Source organism: Azospira restricta, from assembly GCF_016858125.1.
GTDB lineage: Bacteria > Pseudomonadota > Gammaproteobacteria > Burkholderiales > Rhodocyclaceae > Proximibacter > Proximibacter restrictus.
On sequence record NZ_CP064781.1, the window covers coordinates 734,560 to 749,876 of the forward strand.

Annotated in this window: 16 protein-coding genes; 7 read left to right on the plus strand and 9 right to left on the minus strand. The window is 57.9% G+C overall.

Going from position 1 to position 15,317, the window contains the following annotated elements; genetic code table 11:
* Nucleotides 1–37: 37 nt before the first annotated feature.
* Together IWH25_RS03455 and IWH25_RS03460 are read right to left on the minus strand one after the other, a co-directional pair.
* On the minus strand, nucleotides 38–997 hold the full coding sequence (locus IWH25_RS03455; protein ID WP_238998989.1) for a DMT family transporter: 960 nt from the start codon (nucleotides 995–997) through the stop codon (nucleotides 38–40).
* Nucleotides 998–1,000: 3 nt separating this feature from the next.
* Nucleotides 1,001–1,885 (minus strand): ATP-binding protein, encoded by an 885-nt coding sequence (locus IWH25_RS03460; RefSeq protein WP_420827043.1) that lies wholly within the window; start codon nucleotides 1,883–1,885, stop codon nucleotides 1,001–1,003.
* Here IWH25_RS03460 and IWH25_RS03465 point away from each other — a divergent pair.
* From IWH25_RS03465 to IWH25_RS03490, 6 genes are all read left to right on the plus strand, one after another.
* Nucleotides 1,800–2,480 carry a heteromeric transposase endonuclease subunit TnsA gene (locus tag IWH25_RS03465; RefSeq protein ID WP_238998991.1) on the plus strand — a complete coding sequence of 227 codons (681 nt, stop codon included), beginning with the start codon at nucleotides 1,800–1,802 and terminating at the stop codon, nucleotides 2,478–2,480. The genes IWH25_RS03460 and IWH25_RS03465 overlap by 86 nt on opposite strands.
* A complete protein-coding gene (locus IWH25_RS03470; RefSeq protein WP_203387966.1) occupies nucleotides 2,467–4,389 on the plus strand; it encodes a Mu transposase C-terminal domain-containing protein in 1,923 nt (640 codons plus the stop codon). Before IWH25_RS03465 ends, IWH25_RS03470 begins: the two co-directional genes overlap by 14 nt.
* Nucleotides 4,386–5,276: a TniB family NTP-binding protein gene (locus IWH25_RS03475; protein ID WP_203387967.1), complete on the plus strand. Its 891-nt coding sequence runs from the start codon at nucleotides 4,386–4,388 to the stop codon at nucleotides 5,274–5,276. The genes IWH25_RS03470 and IWH25_RS03475 overlap by 4 nt, the downstream gene beginning before the upstream one ends.
* Complete coding sequence (locus IWH25_RS03480; protein WP_203387968.1) at nucleotides 5,234–6,367, plus strand: TniQ family protein; 1,134 nt, start codon at nucleotides 5,234–5,236, stop codon at nucleotides 6,365–6,367. Before IWH25_RS03475 ends, IWH25_RS03480 begins: the two co-directional genes overlap by 43 nt.
* A gap of 575 nt (nucleotides 6,368–6,942) precedes the next feature.
* A complete protein-coding gene (locus tag IWH25_RS03485) occupies nucleotides 6,943–7,803 on the plus strand; it encodes a hypothetical protein (protein ID WP_203387969.1) in 861 nt (286 codons plus the stop codon).
* 53 nt (nucleotides 7,804–7,856) lie between these two features.
* Nucleotides 7,857–9,164 carry a hypothetical protein gene (locus IWH25_RS03490; protein ID WP_203387970.1) on the plus strand — a complete coding sequence of 436 codons (1,308 nt, stop codon included), beginning with the start codon at nucleotides 7,857–7,859 and terminating at the stop codon, nucleotides 9,162–9,164.
* 21 nt (nucleotides 9,165–9,185) lie between these two features.
* On the opposite strand, the gene IWH25_RS03495 is transcribed toward IWH25_RS03490, so the two are convergent.
* From IWH25_RS03495 to IWH25_RS03505, 3 genes are read right to left on the minus strand one after another with little or no spacing between them, the layout of a single operon-like run.
* On the minus strand, nucleotides 9,186–10,286 hold the full coding sequence (locus tag IWH25_RS03495) for a hypothetical protein (protein ID WP_203387971.1): 1,101 nt from the start codon (nucleotides 10,284–10,286) through the stop codon (nucleotides 9,186–9,188).
* Nucleotides 10,279–10,947 (minus strand): hypothetical protein, encoded by a 669-nt coding sequence (locus IWH25_RS03500; protein ID WP_203387972.1) that lies wholly within the window; start codon nucleotides 10,945–10,947, stop codon nucleotides 10,279–10,281. The genes IWH25_RS03495 and IWH25_RS03500 overlap by 8 nt, the downstream gene beginning before the upstream one ends.
* The gene (locus IWH25_RS03505; RefSeq protein ID WP_203387973.1) at nucleotides 10,940–12,946 is read right to left on the minus strand and encodes a hypothetical protein; all 2,007 of its coding nucleotides are present in this window, start codon (nucleotides 12,944–12,946) and stop codon (nucleotides 10,940–10,942) included. The genes IWH25_RS03500 and IWH25_RS03505 overlap by 8 nt, the downstream gene beginning before the upstream one ends.
* A gap of 299 nt (nucleotides 12,947–13,245) precedes the next feature.
* Between IWH25_RS03505 and IWH25_RS03510 the strand changes: the two genes are divergently transcribed.
* Nucleotides 13,246–13,674: a helix-turn-helix domain-containing protein gene (locus tag IWH25_RS03510; RefSeq protein ID WP_203387974.1), complete on the plus strand. Its 429-nt coding sequence runs from the start codon at nucleotides 13,246–13,248 to the stop codon at nucleotides 13,672–13,674.
* Between the two features lie 14 nt (nucleotides 13,675–13,688).
* On the opposite strand, the gene IWH25_RS03515 is transcribed toward IWH25_RS03510, so the two are convergent.
* The 4 genes from IWH25_RS03515 to IWH25_RS03530 form a co-directional block, all read right to left on the minus strand.
* Nucleotides 13,689–13,925, minus strand: a complete 237-nt coding sequence (locus IWH25_RS03515; RefSeq protein ID WP_203387975.1) for a helix-turn-helix domain-containing protein — start codon at nucleotides 13,923–13,925, stop codon at nucleotides 13,689–13,691.
* A gap of 122 nt (nucleotides 13,926–14,047) precedes the next feature.
* Complete coding sequence (locus IWH25_RS03520) at nucleotides 14,048–14,827, minus strand: metallophosphoesterase (protein ID WP_203387976.1); 780 nt, start codon at nucleotides 14,825–14,827, stop codon at nucleotides 14,048–14,050.
* Nucleotides 14,824–15,000: a hypothetical protein gene (locus IWH25_RS03525; protein WP_203387977.1), complete on the minus strand. Its 177-nt coding sequence runs from the start codon at nucleotides 14,998–15,000 to the stop codon at nucleotides 14,824–14,826. The genes IWH25_RS03520 and IWH25_RS03525 overlap by 4 nt, the downstream gene beginning before the upstream one ends.
* Before the next feature lie 28 nt (nucleotides 15,001–15,028).
* Nucleotides 15,029–15,310, minus strand: coding sequence for a type II toxin-antitoxin system TacA family antitoxin (locus tag IWH25_RS03530; RefSeq protein ID WP_203387978.1), 282 nt, complete (start codon nucleotides 15,308–15,310; stop codon nucleotides 15,029–15,031).
* Between the last annotated feature and the right edge of the window lie 7 nt (nucleotides 15,311–15,317).

Sequence of the window (15,317 nt, forward strand, 5' to 3'; positions counted from 1 at the left end):
CCGTTGCCGAGGACGGCCGCGGTTCGGCGGGCGGTGCTCACGGCGTTTCCGGGCGGCAGGCGCGTACGCCGACGACGACGCCGGCGACCAGCAGCGCGATGCCGACGGCGCTCGCCGTGTCCGGCCATTCGCTGCGCAGCGCGTAGGCGAAGGCCAGTCCGAACAGCGTTTCGAAGACGATCAGCTGCCCCGACAGCGTCGCCGGCAGCGCGCGGCTGGCGACGTTCCAGAACAGCGTGCCGAGCCACGACGCGATCAGGCCGAGCGCCGCCATCAGCGCCACGAAGCGCAGCGGGTCGGCGCCGAGCGGCCAGTCGTGGTCGGGCAGCCAGGCCAGCGCGACGAAGGCGGCGAGCGCCAGCGGCAGCGTCGCCAGCCCCTGCGCGGTCGCCCAGGCAGTCATCGACAGTTGCGGCCGGCGCGCGATCCACGCCGCGTTGCGCAGCGGGTACCAGGTCCAGCAGAACAGCGCGAACAGCGCGCCGGCGATGCCGAGCAGGTAGTCGCCGCCACCGGTGTCGACGGCGGCGCGGCCGAACTCGCGGCCGTGGATCAGCGCCAGCCCGCCGCCGATGAGCAGCAGCGGCAGCGCCAGCCGGCGCCAGCGCACCTGCTTGTCGACGAGGTTGCCGCTGATCGCGATGACCACCGGCAGCGTGCCGATGATCGCCGCCGTGATCGGCGCCCCGGCGTGCTGTGCGGCGAAGGCGATGCCGCAGTAGTAGAGCAGGTTGCCGACCAGCGCCAGCTCGAGCGCCTTCTTCCAGTCGGCAGCGCCGAGCGCGGCCAGCCGGCGACGGTCGAGCCAAGCCGGCAGCAGCACGATCAGGCCGAAGGCCAGGTAGCGGCCGGCCGACAGCGCCAGCGGCGAGTAGCTCGGCAGCAGCACCGGCACCGAGAAGATCATGCCCCAGCACAGGCCGGCGGCCATCGCGCTGCCGACGCCGACGGAAAGGCTGCTGCGGGAATCGCGTCCCGCCGCGGAAGTCGTGTTCACCGCTTACTCCTGGCTTGCCTGGCGGCGCAGTTGCACGGCTTCGGCGACGTGCGCGGCGGCGATGCTGTCCGCGCCGGCGAGGTCGGCGATCGTCCGCGCCACCTTCTGCACGCGATGGAAGGCGCGCGCCGACAGACCCAGCCGCGCCGCCGCCTGCTGCAGCAGCGCGGCGCCGGCGGCGTCCGGCCGGCAATGGGCGTCGATCTCGTGCGGCGCCAGCTGCGCGTTCGGCTTGCCCTGGCGCGCGTGCTGGCGGACGAGCGCGGCGGCGACGCGGGCGCGCACGACCTGCGACGGTTCGCCGTCGGGCGCCTGCTGCAGCGACTCGGCGGGCACTGCCGGCACCTCGATGCAGAGGTCGATGCGGTCGAGCAGCGGGCCGGAGAGCTTGCCGCGGTAGCGCGCGACCTGCTCCGGCGTGCACCGGCAGCGGCCCGACGGCGCGCCGTGGTGGCCGCAGGGGCACGGATTCATCGCCGCGACCAGCTGGAAGCGCGCCGGGAACTCGGCCTGCCGCGCCGCGCGCGAGATGTGGATGCGGCCGCTCTCCAGCGGCTCGCGGAGCGATTCGAGCACGCGCCGGTCGAACTCCGGCAGCTCGTCGAGGAACAGCACGCCGTGGTGCGCGAGCGAGATCTCGCCCGGACGCGGCGTGCTGCCGCTGTTACTCTTTGAAATAGCTGCGACAATGTCATCGCAAATTCGGGCCACAGCGGTCAGTATTGGAGAAATTGTTGCGATGGAAATCATGCAAATAAGCGCGACTGCATTCCTTATTGATCGAAATAGCTGCGATTGACCTATGCCCGTTCCTAGCCAGACCCGCAAGATCGGCCCTACGCGCCGCAGCGTCTCGGGAGTGTACGTGTTCCGTGGTGAGGCGGCCATTCCTTTTGAATCGACCCTGGAACGGGATTTCCTCATCCGCACCGAGTGGAGTGTCACCGTCCTCGACGTCATTCCTCAGCCCTGCCGCGTCCCCTTTGTCTCGCGAGACGGGCGAGCGTTCGAATACACACCGGACTACCTGGTCTACTATCGCCTCGGTGATCGCGCGTATCCGGATTACCCCAGACCGGCTCTTGTTGAGGTGAAGCCAGCTGCAGAATGGCATCGCCGCTGGCGCGATTGGCTACCGAAGTGGAAAGCCGCATGGCGTTACGCACAACAGCAGGGTTGGAGCTTCCACATTTGCGACGAATCGCGTATCCGTGACCAGGCGCTGACCAATATCCGCTTCCTCGATCCCTACCGGCGGATGGCATTCCCCGCGGAGGAAAGCCGCATGGTCGTTGAAACGGTTCGGCGCATGGGGTCGTCGGCTCTCCATTACCTGCTTGCGCGACACTTCATGGGCATCTATCGGTCCGAGGGTGTCGCACATATATGGCATCTACTGGCGACTCGGCGATTGGATTGCGACATCCACAAGCCGCTTACTGAATTCACCGAACTATGGGTTCCGACCGATGAATCAGCATAACGATCCGGAGGTTCTCCGAGAGGCGTTCGAGCCAATCCGCTGCGCCGTCGACGTCCAACTGGGCTGCTTGGTGCAAAGCGGTGGGAAGGTCTATCGAATTTCTCAAGTTCTCGATTTCGAATCCGCGCTTGGGATCGACGTCGAATCCGGCCGGGTGACACCGCTACGAATTGCGGAGCTACGACCGCTCGACAATGCGCTTCCTCCGGCTGCAGTAGATCTCTCAGAAATCGCCGATGAAGATTGGATCATTGCCGAGCGCCGCTTTGCCGCGATCAAGCCGCTGGTTACAGTGCTGGCACCGGGCCGATACGAAGTCGAACAGCGGGCTGGGGAGGTGGGCGTCGACGCCTCAACCCTATACCGCTGGCTGCAGCGCTACCGAGCGTATGGTGACGTGTCTGCTCTGATTCCCAAGAAGCGGGGATGGAAGGCTGGCAACACACGAATATCTCCGTCCGCTGAGGAGGTGATTCGAGAGGTGATCAACGACTACTATCTGACGCAGCAACGGCCGACGCCTCAGAAGGTTATCGTGGAAGTGAAGCGTCGCTGTGAAGAGCGCGGCATCGTTCTACCCAGCCCGAGCACAATCCGCGCGCGCATCGCCAGTATTCCTGAACGCGCCCACTTGCGCGGTCGCGGTTTCAGAGAGAAGGCGAAGAACAAATTCCTTCCGGCCGCCGGCAGCTTTCCGAACGCGGATTACCCTCTCGCCGTCGTGCAGATCGACCACACACCAGCTGACATCATTCTCGTCGACGACGTCTACCGCAAGCCCATCGGCCGGCCGTGGATCACGCTGGCGATGGATATCTATAGCCGCATGGTGACGGGCTATTACCTGTCCTTCGATCCGCCCTCGGAAACCTCCGTCGCAATGTGTGTCGCACATTCGATGCTTCCGAAAGACGAGTGGTTGCTGCTGCATAAGGTGCAGGCGGATTGGCCGGTATGGGGCCGACCGAGGACTATTCACGTCGACAACGGCGCGGACTTCCGCTCCAACAACTTCCAGCGCTCATGCCTTGCTTACGGAATTCATCTGGAGTTCCGGCCGGTGAGGCAACCGCGTTACGGCGGCCACATTGAGCGCATGCTGGGTACCTTCCTTAAGGAAATTCACGATCTGCCGGGAACGACCTTTTCGTCGATCAAGGACAAGGAGGGTTACGACTCCGAGAAGCACGCTGCGATGACCAAGTCGGAGTTCGAGGAATGGCTCGTGACGCTGATCTGCAAGGTCTACCATCAGCGCCTGCATGCCGGCATCGGGATGGCGCCGCGGAAGCGATGGGAGAACGGGATATTCGGTGAAGGCGGTACGCCGGGTGTTGGACTTCCACCACGTCCCGCCGATCGTCTGACGATCCTGCTGGACTTCCTGCCCGCCTTCCGGCGCACCGTGCAGACTTTCGGCGTCACCATCGACGGGATGACCTACTATGCCGAGGCGCTGCGCCCCTGGATCAACGCTCAGGATCCGGACGATCGGAAGAAAAAGCGGGAGTTCATCTTCCGCCGCGACCCGCGCGATGTCAGCGCGATTTGGTTCCGCGATCCCGACATCAATCAGTACTTCAAGATTCCTTTCGCCGACCAGTCCTTGCCGTCAATCAGTATCTGGGAGCTCCAAGCCGCGAAGGAGCAACTCAAGAAGGAAGGGGCCAAGAGCGTCGACGAGCGACAGATTTTGCGAGCGGTGACCGAGCTCAGGAGCAAGGTTGAGGAAGCCCAGGAGAAAACCAAGAAGGCGCGCCGCCAGGCTCAGCGGCGTAAGGAGCACGAGAAACGAATTTCGCCTGCTTCACCGCTATCGCCCCCAGCCGCCAAGCCGCGCGAGCCGCTGCCCGCTATGTCGTCGCAGTTGGTCGATGGCGACATAGATGCCTTCGGAGACATCGCATGACGAACTTCGATCACATCCATCCGGATTTCCGGCACATCATGGCGTTGAGCGACAAGGAGCGCATGGCGTTCATGGACGAGCCTCGCTGGATCGCGTACCCGGCGGCGAACCGTATCCTCGATAGCCTGCGCGGCCTGATGGACAAACCTGCACGCCCGCGTATGCCGAATCTCCTGATCGTGGGCGATCCCAACAACGGCAAGACGACCATCGTGCGGCGTTTCCGCGACCTGCACGGCGAAGGCTACGTCAATGATGACGCTGAGCCGGTCAAGCCGGTGATCGTTGCCGAGGCTCCGCCCACCGCCGACGAAAAAGGGCTCTATATCTCGATCCTGGAGCGGTTTTTCACGCCCTACCGTGCGACGGATCCGACATCCAAGCTACGCTACCAGGTCATCCATCTGCTGCGCCTGTGTCGCACACGAGTTTTGCTGATCGATGAATTCCATTCGCTCCTGACCGGATCGGCCGTGAAGCAGCGGGAAGTGATGAACGCAATCAAGCTCCTCTGCAACGAGCTCGCCATACCGATCGTAGGCGTGGGTACGCGCGAGGCTGTGCGGGTGCTCCACACGGATCCCCAGCATGCCAGCCGCTTCGACGTTGTTTCCCTGGCGCTCTGGGAACTCAACCAAGACTTTCAAAGGCTGCTCGCCGGCTTCGAAAAAATTCTCCCGCTGAAGCATGCCTCACGGTTGCATCAGCCCGAGCTTGCCGCGGCACTGCACAGCGTCTGTGGCGGCAACATTGGCGACTTGCACCGGTTGTTGATCGAGTGTGCCAAGGCGGCGATCGAAAGTGGGAAGGAGCAGATCGATAAGGGTGTAATCGAGGACAAGGCATGGGTGCGCCCTACACGGGGCATCCGGGAAGTGACGGCGTGAATCAACGTTGGGCGATACCCGTGCGTCTGTTGCCCGACGAATTGTTCTCGTCGTGGCTCGTGCGCGCTTCCCTCGTCCAAGGCTGCGACCCGCTGATACTGACGAATGCTGTGTGGCCACGTTGGCGTGTCTGGGCACGAGATCCGGACCGCGGTCTTTCCCCCACCCGCTTGCAAGCACTCACCGAGGTTTCGGGTATCGACGAGGCTGTATTCGAGGCTGCGAGTTTGCTACCGACGGCCCAGACCGTCACTGGCGGATCGGTCGCCGAGTTTGCCATCTGGCCGTGGGTGCTGGCGATCGGTTCGCGAAACCGACGGCGACATGGCGGGCTTCAGTGCTGCTCGGCCTGTCTTGCCAACGATGTGGTGCCCTACTACCGGAGGCAATGGCGCTTCGCGTGGCATACGTCATGTCGGAAGCACGGTGTGATGCTAATTGATCGATGCCCAGAATGTGGCGCACCGCTCGAACCGCATCGACTGGTGGCGGAGGACTCGCACTTGGCGATCTGTGCAACCTGCAAGTTCGATCTGCGGCGCTTCGCATCCAGTCGAACGGATGCGTCTGCCGAAGCCTTTCAGGTGGCGGCAAGCGAAACGCTTGCAATGTTGGAAGGGCGGTATGGCGAAGAATGTCTGGATCCAAGCGAATGGTTTGGCTTGGCGCGATGGTTCGTCGGGTTGCTGCGTGTGGCAGCGCTTCGTCGATCAGCCATGTTGGCTACGCTTGTCCGGGCGCTTGGCGTACCGCCTGAAACACTTCCGGTGCCAATAACCGGTCTTGCGCTGGAACTGCTACCGGTTCGCGAACGTGCTGATCTGTTCGCAGCCGCTTGGCGTTTGATGATCGCCGGACCGGATGAATTACTTGCGGCAGCATTGGCGGCTCCGGTGACGGCCAAATCCGTTCGCCAGTTGCGCAAACCACTGCCAGCTTGTCTCGACGAGATCGTCTGCAACCTGCCGGAAGGAGCGAGCCGCCGGAGGGCCAAGTGCCAGACGCCGTTTACGCGGCCGCGCTCCCGCCGCGCCGTGATGCGGATGTGGGCCAGGTTACGACGCAAGGCAGGGATGCCGTTGCCATGCTAAACAATCGTCCCTTTTGCGACGAGTGCGGGCGTCCGATGGCGAAAGCACATCGTAAGCACGGCAACAGACGCTTCTGCTCGACATGCTATGCGCGCATGTTCGAACGTCGCCAATGCCCGTGCTGCGGCGACTATGCGCGGCTACTGAAGAACGATCTCTCGGTCGTCTGCCGGCGATGCGAGAGGTCGAAGCCTTGCGTCCGCTGCGGGAAAGTAGAATACGAAATCGGCAAGATCACTCTCTATGGGCCGATCTGCAACGCGTGCGCTCCACATTTCAGAGAGGCGTTGCCCTGCGATGCGTGCGGAACCCCGTCGAGGCGGCTGACGAGGGTTCGCCGGCTCGGAGGCGATCAGCGGCTCTGTCCCAAGTGTGCACGGACTGATCACGGCACCTGCGCCGCCTGTCGTCGCCACAGGAGGCTGCAGGTGATGCCTGACGGTCGTGCGTTGTGCAGGGTGTGCGTCGAATACGGAGAGAGCCAATGTCTGCAGTGTGGCAGTGCTATGCCGGCGGGTAGTGGCGCCGCCTGCGAGCAGTGCTACTGGACGGATACGTTCCGGAAGCGCCTCGCCATGGACCAATCTGCCCTCTCCATGCGGATCATGTCCGATGCGTTCGGTGAGTTCGGCACTTGGCTGCTGGCTCGCGTCGGCGCCCGCAAGGCTGCGATCACCATCCATCGCTATCTGCCGTTCTTCATGGAGATGGAAAGGGAGTGGCAAGGAATTCCGACATACAGCTGTTTGCTGTGGCACTTCGGTGCCGAGAGACTGCGCCGTGTCCGGTTGCCGATGACGTGGTTGTCCGAAGCGAAAGGACTTGTGCCTGATGTCGTTGCGCGCGAAGAGAACTCGGAGCAGCTACGCATAGACGCCATCGTCGGGTCGGTGCTTTCTGCAACACCGGCGGCTCAGGCGCTCAACACCTACAAACAGGCACTCGCTGTTAAGGTCGCTGCCGGTAAGGCGACGCTACGCTCGCTGCGACTGGCGTTGCGGCCTGCCGCGTCGTTGCTCCTTGCCGCGGACCCCAAGGGGCAGAAGCTACCGAATCAGGCGGCACTTGATCGATATCTGTTACATGCGCCAGGGCAGAAAGCGGCGATTACCGGCTTCGTGAAAATGCTGAACCAATGCTATAACGCCGGGCTTGTGGTGCGCGTCAATGAAAAACGGGTTGCGGTGGCACGTAGGCGAGGCTTGGAGGCCGAGTTGATTGCACTTGCGAGTGGTGGAATGGACGAAAGGGGCCTACGAGAGAAATGGCTTCCAGTAGCTCTGGCCTATTTCTATCGATTGCCGCGAAGTGTCTGTAAAGCCATCGCGCCCAGTCAGATCGCAATCGTTGCTGGCGAGTGTATGGCATTTACATGGAATGGCGAGAAATACTGGATCCCCGTTCCGAGCGGTAAGGTTGTCTGTCGCGCTACGTAACAAAACTCTAGTCATTTTACTGTTACCACTGTTGTCCCAAAAAGGGGAATACCATGGAAAGCGCCACGATCATGTCGTCTGAAGAGGCAGATACTTTGCACGTATCTTTTGAATCGTGGACGCAGAAACGGGAAGTGTCGACGTTGGGGACCAATGCTGGTGCCGTGGAGCTTCCATTTCAGGCTTGGCACCATTTCAAAGAAGCCTTCACCCCAGAGTTGGTCGCCAAGGCTGTCGAAGGTTCTAGGCGTGATCTCCTGCGCTGTGCGGATCCCTTTGGAGGATCTGGCACGACGGCACTTACTTGCCAATTCCTTGGCATAGAGCCGGTTACGGTTGAAGTTAATCCGTATTTGGCAGATCTCGTGGAGGCAAAGCTTTCCTCATATGACGCAGATGAGCTGGTTCGGAGTCTGGGTCGGATAGTGCGGGCAGTTTTTAGCGCCAAACCATCGTTGAAGCGCTTTGCAATGCTTCCATCGACGTTTATTGAATCCGACGATAAGGAACGATGGCTTTTTAGTAAGCCGGTTGCGCGCAGAATCGCAGCCTACCTCGATGCGATTGATGCTCTGTCGAATCCGAGCCATCGCCGCTTCTTTCGGATACAGCTTGGCGGCATGCTGGTTGCCGCTAGCAACGTAGTTATCAATGGTAAGGGCCGCCGCTATCGCCGTAACTGGGCGACTCGATCTTTCTCGCCCGAGGAGCTTGATACCCTCTTCTGCGAACGTTCCCAGAAGGCGATTCTCGAAATCCATGCCCACCGATTCCGAAAAGAGCAACGGTACACGTTGATTCGAGGTGATAGCAGGCAGATGGTGGCCAAGATTGGGAAAATTGACGGAGCGATTTTTTCACCGCCATACCCCAACTCATTCGATTATACGGATGTGTACAACATTGAGTTGTGGATGCTGGGGTATCTGTCGGGAGCGCCAGATAACCGGTCGCTACGCGAGTCGACCCTCTGCTCCCACGTTCAGATCAAACGCAAGTTTCCACCGGCCCCGAATGGTTCCAATCGACTGACAGAGGCGCTTGAGCGATTAGCGGAAGCGCGCACCGATCTTTGGAGTCCCTGGATTCCCGAGATGGTCGGCGCGTATTTTTGCGACATGAAAACGGTGTTGGAGGGACTCCGTTCGCAGCTCGCACCAGAGGGAGAAACATGGGCCGTTGTTGGTGACAGTCAGTACGCCGGTATTCCGGTGCCGACAGCGGATATCCTTGCAGACCTAGCTCCTGCGATGGGCTACGAAGTTATTACTATGGAATCTTTCCGGTCAATGAGAACATCTGCCCAGCAGGGTGGTCAAGAAGAGTTAGACGAAACGCTGATTGTTATGAGGAAACTCTAACCATCGAGTCCTGCCGGGAGGCTAGGCGCCGCCTGTCTGCTGTGGAGCTTGGTTCAGGTAGTTTTCTGCTAGCCAGTTTCGTGCGGCCTCCGTTGTCGAGAACAATGGCCAGGCCCAAAACTTCACTCCAAAATCATTTGCTCGTTTACACCCGTCCTCAGAAATTTTCTGCAAAGATGGCGTCGGTCGCATGTCGTAGCAACACAGCGCCGAAATGCGCGATTTATGCTCCTCGCGATAGGCGAACGCCTGTTTTACTCCCTTCAGCATGGCTGTTTTGTTGGCAGTCTCCGAAACTTTCGTCCCACTTTTTGTAAAAGCCTTGACGATCTTCAGCTCGATAACAGCGTGATTCGTGGTTTTCGACGCATCTAATGGATCCTGCTCGACAAGACTAAGGTCATATCGCCCAAATGTGCCGGTTCCTTCCCGCTTTACTCGTATATTCCCTAGGGCATGGGCAAGCCCGATCTCTACAATACTCTGGATAGCGTTCTCAGCCCGTTCTACCGGATAGTGCTTCGGACCATCCGCCCAAAGCCCGCTAGATAGCAACGATGCAGTTGGCGTTATTAAGGAGCGCTCATGAATTCTATCCATGACGCATTTGAGAGTTTGTGCGTCAATGTGCGCTCCACCAAAAAGGATATCCTCGCAATCATCGGCGGCGTCTATTCCTTTGGGATAGTAGCGTAGAGCTGCTGCGTTCTGAGATCCATCGAAGTAGATAGCAGGTCTTCCCCCCGAAACCAATGTTTCTGAGACGAATGAAAAAATTGCATCAGTGTCCGCCCTGGTGGGGATTGCAACTCCTCTGCTGGAGTTCATAGCCTGGCTACCGAACCAGATCTTTCCGGCTACATTGACGTTCCCAAGGCTGAAGGTCGGCTCACGCTTCAGGGTGACGGCTTCAACGTCGGGAGCTGGACCCAGGACGTATAGGGATGGCGCCGAACAGAGGCCTTCTTTATCTTTGGCGCTACGAATACTGATGATCTTCGCGACACTGTGGACAAAGCGTATCTCTTCAGAGAGATGTTGATAGTATTGACTCCCATTATAGCTACGCACTGTAGCGGCCAAATTGTCTTGGCTCCAAAGGCCTAGCTTAGTGTCATCCATGGCTGACTCGACAGGCAATGTGATTGACGTAAACGTCAATGATTTCGGCAGGATTCATCTCGCCGTTTGCGATTTCGCGAATTTTGCCGGTGGCGTGCGAGGTGGCCGTTTCCTCAGTGCCTAACCATTCACCTAGGTCAATAACCTGACCCGAGTCAACGGCAGGGTTCCCGTAGGTAGCATCTTCACTCATCGCTGTCAGGGTTTGCTCGTCCGACAACCGGGAAAATGCCTCGACGACCTCTCGGAAAAAAACCAGCATATCTCCCTCGCCGGGAAGTTCGCGTAGGGTTGTCAAAATTGGTTCTGCATGTTTTGACTCGAGGCTTAATCTCGGTAGCAAGATAGAAGAGCCGTCATCGGTACGCCCGATATCTAAGCTGTCGACCCGGATGAGGCCCATCCCAATAAGTCGGTCGACATCCTGCTGCAATGTGGGGTAGTAAGGGGCCTTCGATTGCTTCAGTACCTTGCCATCCAATGGCTCAATCTTCCAAGTTGGCGCGAGCACTTCGGAAAGATATGTAATCACGTGCAAAGAGTTTGTCGTAATCGGTGTTAAACCGACCCAATGGCAAGCATCCAAAATTGATAGGATCCTGAGCCATCGCCTATGCTGATCAACGGGTTCCAATCGACTGGGAGAATGGTCGCTATCCATGCAGACCTCCTGAAGAGAGAATTTTTTGTAGTTCCTCTTCATATTCCGAGCGATTATCACGCAATGCTGCAGTTGGGATTGCAATGCTCATGAGGTTAACAAGACGCTGCTTTTTGTCCTCTGGTGTGATGCCGCCTTTAATCATCTCAGGAAGCAATTGCCCATCAATCAGGTTTGATGCGACTACCAAGCGGTTATTCGTGTCAGGTTTCCCAAAGCGGCAAAGTACGCTGGCCGCTCTCTTCACAAAAAAGGCATCTAGTGACGATTCCGGTGCGTCGATTACCAGCGAACCCCCAGTGCCTTCGCCGGCAACTTGAATCAGCGCCATACGAAAAGCTAGGTCAATAAATTCTCGCTGGCTCTCCGATACGGCCTGCGGCCCAGTCCGTGGGGTTCGTTCCGTAAAATTTGAACCGCTCATCTCGAGATTGAATGCAGGGAAGGAAACCTTGCCAATACCGGTCTGGCCCAAAGTCGTGCTTATAGGGGACCATTTCAGTTGAGCATCTTCGGCAAGAAAACCACCTGCATATGATGCGAACGATCTCTTGATTGCATCAGAATGCTGCAGTATCCGTGTATTTGCTTTATCGACTATGTCTCTAAATGAGTCCGCGAGCTTAGTTAGTTCAGCCTTGTCACCGGCTAAGGCTTCACTGAGGCTTGATAGATCCGATTTTGCTTTGGCCTGCTTCTCGTTGCCTTGTGGCAAAGCATTTTCGATTCGGCTAATCTGCTTCGCACGCTCTGCAATGTCTGCACGCGTTTCAATTAGACGGGTGGCGACGGCATCGTATTTTTTTGAAACATTTTCCAGCTCACTCTTTAATACGGTTACTCGCAACCTGTCCGCGTCTAGTTTCTCGTAAAGAGATTGCACTTTCTCTTTTGAGAGCGAAACAACATTTCCGCTTGACGAGTCAGGGGCAAGATCAGTTCCACAGACGATACACCTGAGGTGTGCCACTCGCTCTGAGAGTTCCGCAGCAGCTGCCGGAGCTTCATGGCCACAAACGGCGCAATGATTCTGTGCGATGACTAACGAGTAGAGATGTTGTGCTGTCTGCTTATCGGAAGGAAAGTAGCTCCTGAGCAGTGCCAGCTTTTCTGATTCAAGAGCACGGGCACGTCTGTCCACATCTAACTCAGCTGCCAAAAGATTCCTTCGCAATTCATGTCTCTTGGCGTCAAGAGCGTCAGCATCGGTGCTAAGCGCGGTATGCCTTGTTTCATCCTCTTCTTGAAGGCTTGTTAACGAAGTTAGCTCGGCACGTAAGGACGCCTCATCACCAAGTGCCTTATCTTCAGCTAGGATTCGCTTCTTCAGGCGATTTAGCGATGCGGTGTCGTTCCGATACTGGCTGTCTAGGCTCAGAATCCTCCTTTCCCGGGAATACCAATTTTCGGCTTCCTCAGGGGAAAGGAACATCATTCTATAAATGTGGCGCTGCGCAGAGGCGTCCCAAACCAGCTCTCGCCTATCCTCGAAATAGAAAACCATGTGCCGCAGCAATAGCAGCCAATCACCGAAACTGGATACGCCGGAAAGCTTCGGGAGGAGTTTCTGATATTCCGCCTCGTCGTATACGGGTTTTTCTTTATCGTATTGGAATGAGATTAAGCTCAGGTCTTTGAGATTCCGTCGGATGGTAAGGGTTTTTTGTGCAATCGTTAGCCGCAAGGTTGCAGTGGCATGGGCCGCCAAATCTTGGACGCGACTTGCAAACAAAGCCTTGTCCCAGGCATTCAACGGTTTAACGTCGAGCGAGGCTCCGCCGAGTTCCGCGGCCTCTAACGTCGCTCTCGGCAAATCGTATGCGCCCGCGAGCATGCGATAGAGAATTGTGATGAGCGTTGTTTTACCAAGTCCGTTGGCGCCTAAGATAAGTGTCAGACCTGGTTGGAAGTGAATGTTGATACCTGGTTGCTCGCTCGTTCCCGGATACAACCCGTAGTCGTTGACCTCCAGCTGCTCAAACACGGGGAAATTGATCATCTTCCAAGTCTTTCACTAGTCGCATTAGTGGAGCTCTGCCAAGCTGCCAACGCGCCCTGCTGGCATTAAATTCTCCGAGCGTTGTGGGCAGATCCCAGCCGGCCGAAATGTCGCCTCTTGAAGTTTACTTGAAAAACCCCGTTCGCATAACTGTAGGTATCCGTTGGATACAACATGTATTTCATGGCTATGCCTATTGATCGGAGTAAGGGGCAACCAGATTGATGACTCTCACACAATATGAGTCTCGCCAGTGAGCCGGCATAATGACGACTTCCTACTCCGCAGAGGCCATAGTTATGCCCAACATCGCTGCCGTTCTGAAGGAAGAAATCGCCCGCGTCTCGCGTCGGGAAGTGCGAGGTGAAACAGAGAAACTGAAGAAGGCGTCGGCGCAGTACCGAGCGCAAATCGCCGAGCTCAAGCGACAAGTGGCGGCACTGCAAAAGGAAGTCGCTAGCCTCGCGAAGATGAACAGGCAAGCGAAGCCGGTAGCGCCGGAAATCGATGGTGGAAAAATCCGTTGGAGTCCAAACAGATTGAAGGCACACCGAGAGCGGCTGGAGCTGTCAGCGGAGAAGTTCGGAAAGCTGTTCAATGTCTCTGGGCAGACAGTCTACAACTGGGAAGGTGGTACTCGTCCAGGCAAAGAGCACTTGGCCATGATCGCTCAGGTTCGAAAGCTGAGCAAGCGCCAGGCTCATGCCATAGTCGAAGCGAAGGCCTGACGACACACTCCGTATTAACGTTTCACACCTGCAGCCCCGCAAGCATCGGCTATTTTCTGATCATCGATCACGCCGGATAGGTAAAGAGCCATCAGGATCTTCACCGGTTTTGGAATTTCCCGATCGCCTTCGTACCTCGATCCTCCGCTCTGTGTAACTCCAAAGCGAAACCAGAAATCTGATTGATTCTCGCCCTTCAGTCGCCGGATATCCGCTGGCTTCGACAAATCGATCTTCGTACGACGAGACATTTCGGTACCTCGCAATAGACAAATGTCATTCGCATTTTGCCAGAGCGACCGAAATTTATGTCATCAGTCCGTATAGCCTTCTGGCAGTGGCCTGTCGATATCTCCTCCAGCGGCGATCCGTGCTACACCTCGATCACCAGGTCCGGCCGGAATCCGGTATCTCCGGCAACGGTTTCATACGGATAGCCGCGTTGGTTGCTGACGATCCGACAGCCGTTTTCAGCGACAAAATCATTGTTGGTGTGCGTATGCCCATGGCACCACACATCGATTCGATGTTTCTTCATCAGCCAGGCAAGATCGGATACGAAGTACGGCGACAGATCACTGCCTTGGTGCTGCGGAGCCACGCAACCGCGATGCGGGGCGAAGTGCGTCACAACCACGGTCTTGCCGTCGAACGGCTGCGCCAATTCGGAATCTAACCAACGCACTGCCTTTTGATGCAGCTTTCGCGTATCGCTTGGTTGAAGCGCCTTGCCACCGGCAGCGTGAATCAACCAGTAATCGTTGATGCCAAGCTTGGCGTACGACATATGCTCGGACAATCTGTCCATGCCATTAAGATCAAAACCACTCCAGAGCGTGCAGCCGAGGACGCGTAGCCCGGGAAGCAGCAGCGTATCGCATTCCAAAAAGCTAATGCCTGCTATTTTCCATTGCGGTCGACGCAACTCGGCAAGCATGCCAAGGTGGGCATCGTAGTATTCGTGGTTTCCCGCGACGTAGACGATTTGGGGCGGCATTGAGGCATGACGAAAGACGTTCGCGGCCCATGCCAAGCCATGTGTATGCTTCCCGATGTCGCCGGCGAGAATCACCATGTCGACGTCGAGCGGTGGCAGTTCCCACGGATCGTGCGAAAGTTCGAGGTGAAGGTCGGAGTAGAGCGCGAATCTCACACTTGGGCACGCCGCAGCGTTTCCATAAAGCCAGCGACGAAGGCATTGCGTTGCTCGCCCGGCACGAGGTATCCGAATTCGGCGGCGCGCGCCAGTGCGCTCGCAACGGCATCCCCGGGCCGAACGGCGGCTTCACCCTTCATGTACGCAAGATCGGAAGCGGTCATTTGCATTGCAGTTCTCCTTGACTGATCTTTCACCTTATCCAACACGCAAAAGCTTTTCGCGGCGGGTGAAAGCACGCCTCAGAGCCGGGGACGGTTGTGGCGGCGCCAACAGCGCCTGTGCGACGCACTCCTGATCGCCCAGAGGCAGACGAACAACCTCAGCCTGCGCGATGGCGTGCCACGCAGCTTCGTACAAGGCGGCAACCACGAAATCGCTCATAGTGCGCCCTTGCATTTCGGCGGCACGCTTGAGCATCGCATGTAGATCGCTGCTGATTCGGGCTTCGAGTCGAGCAGTAGAACGGGCTGTGGGCATAGTTTCA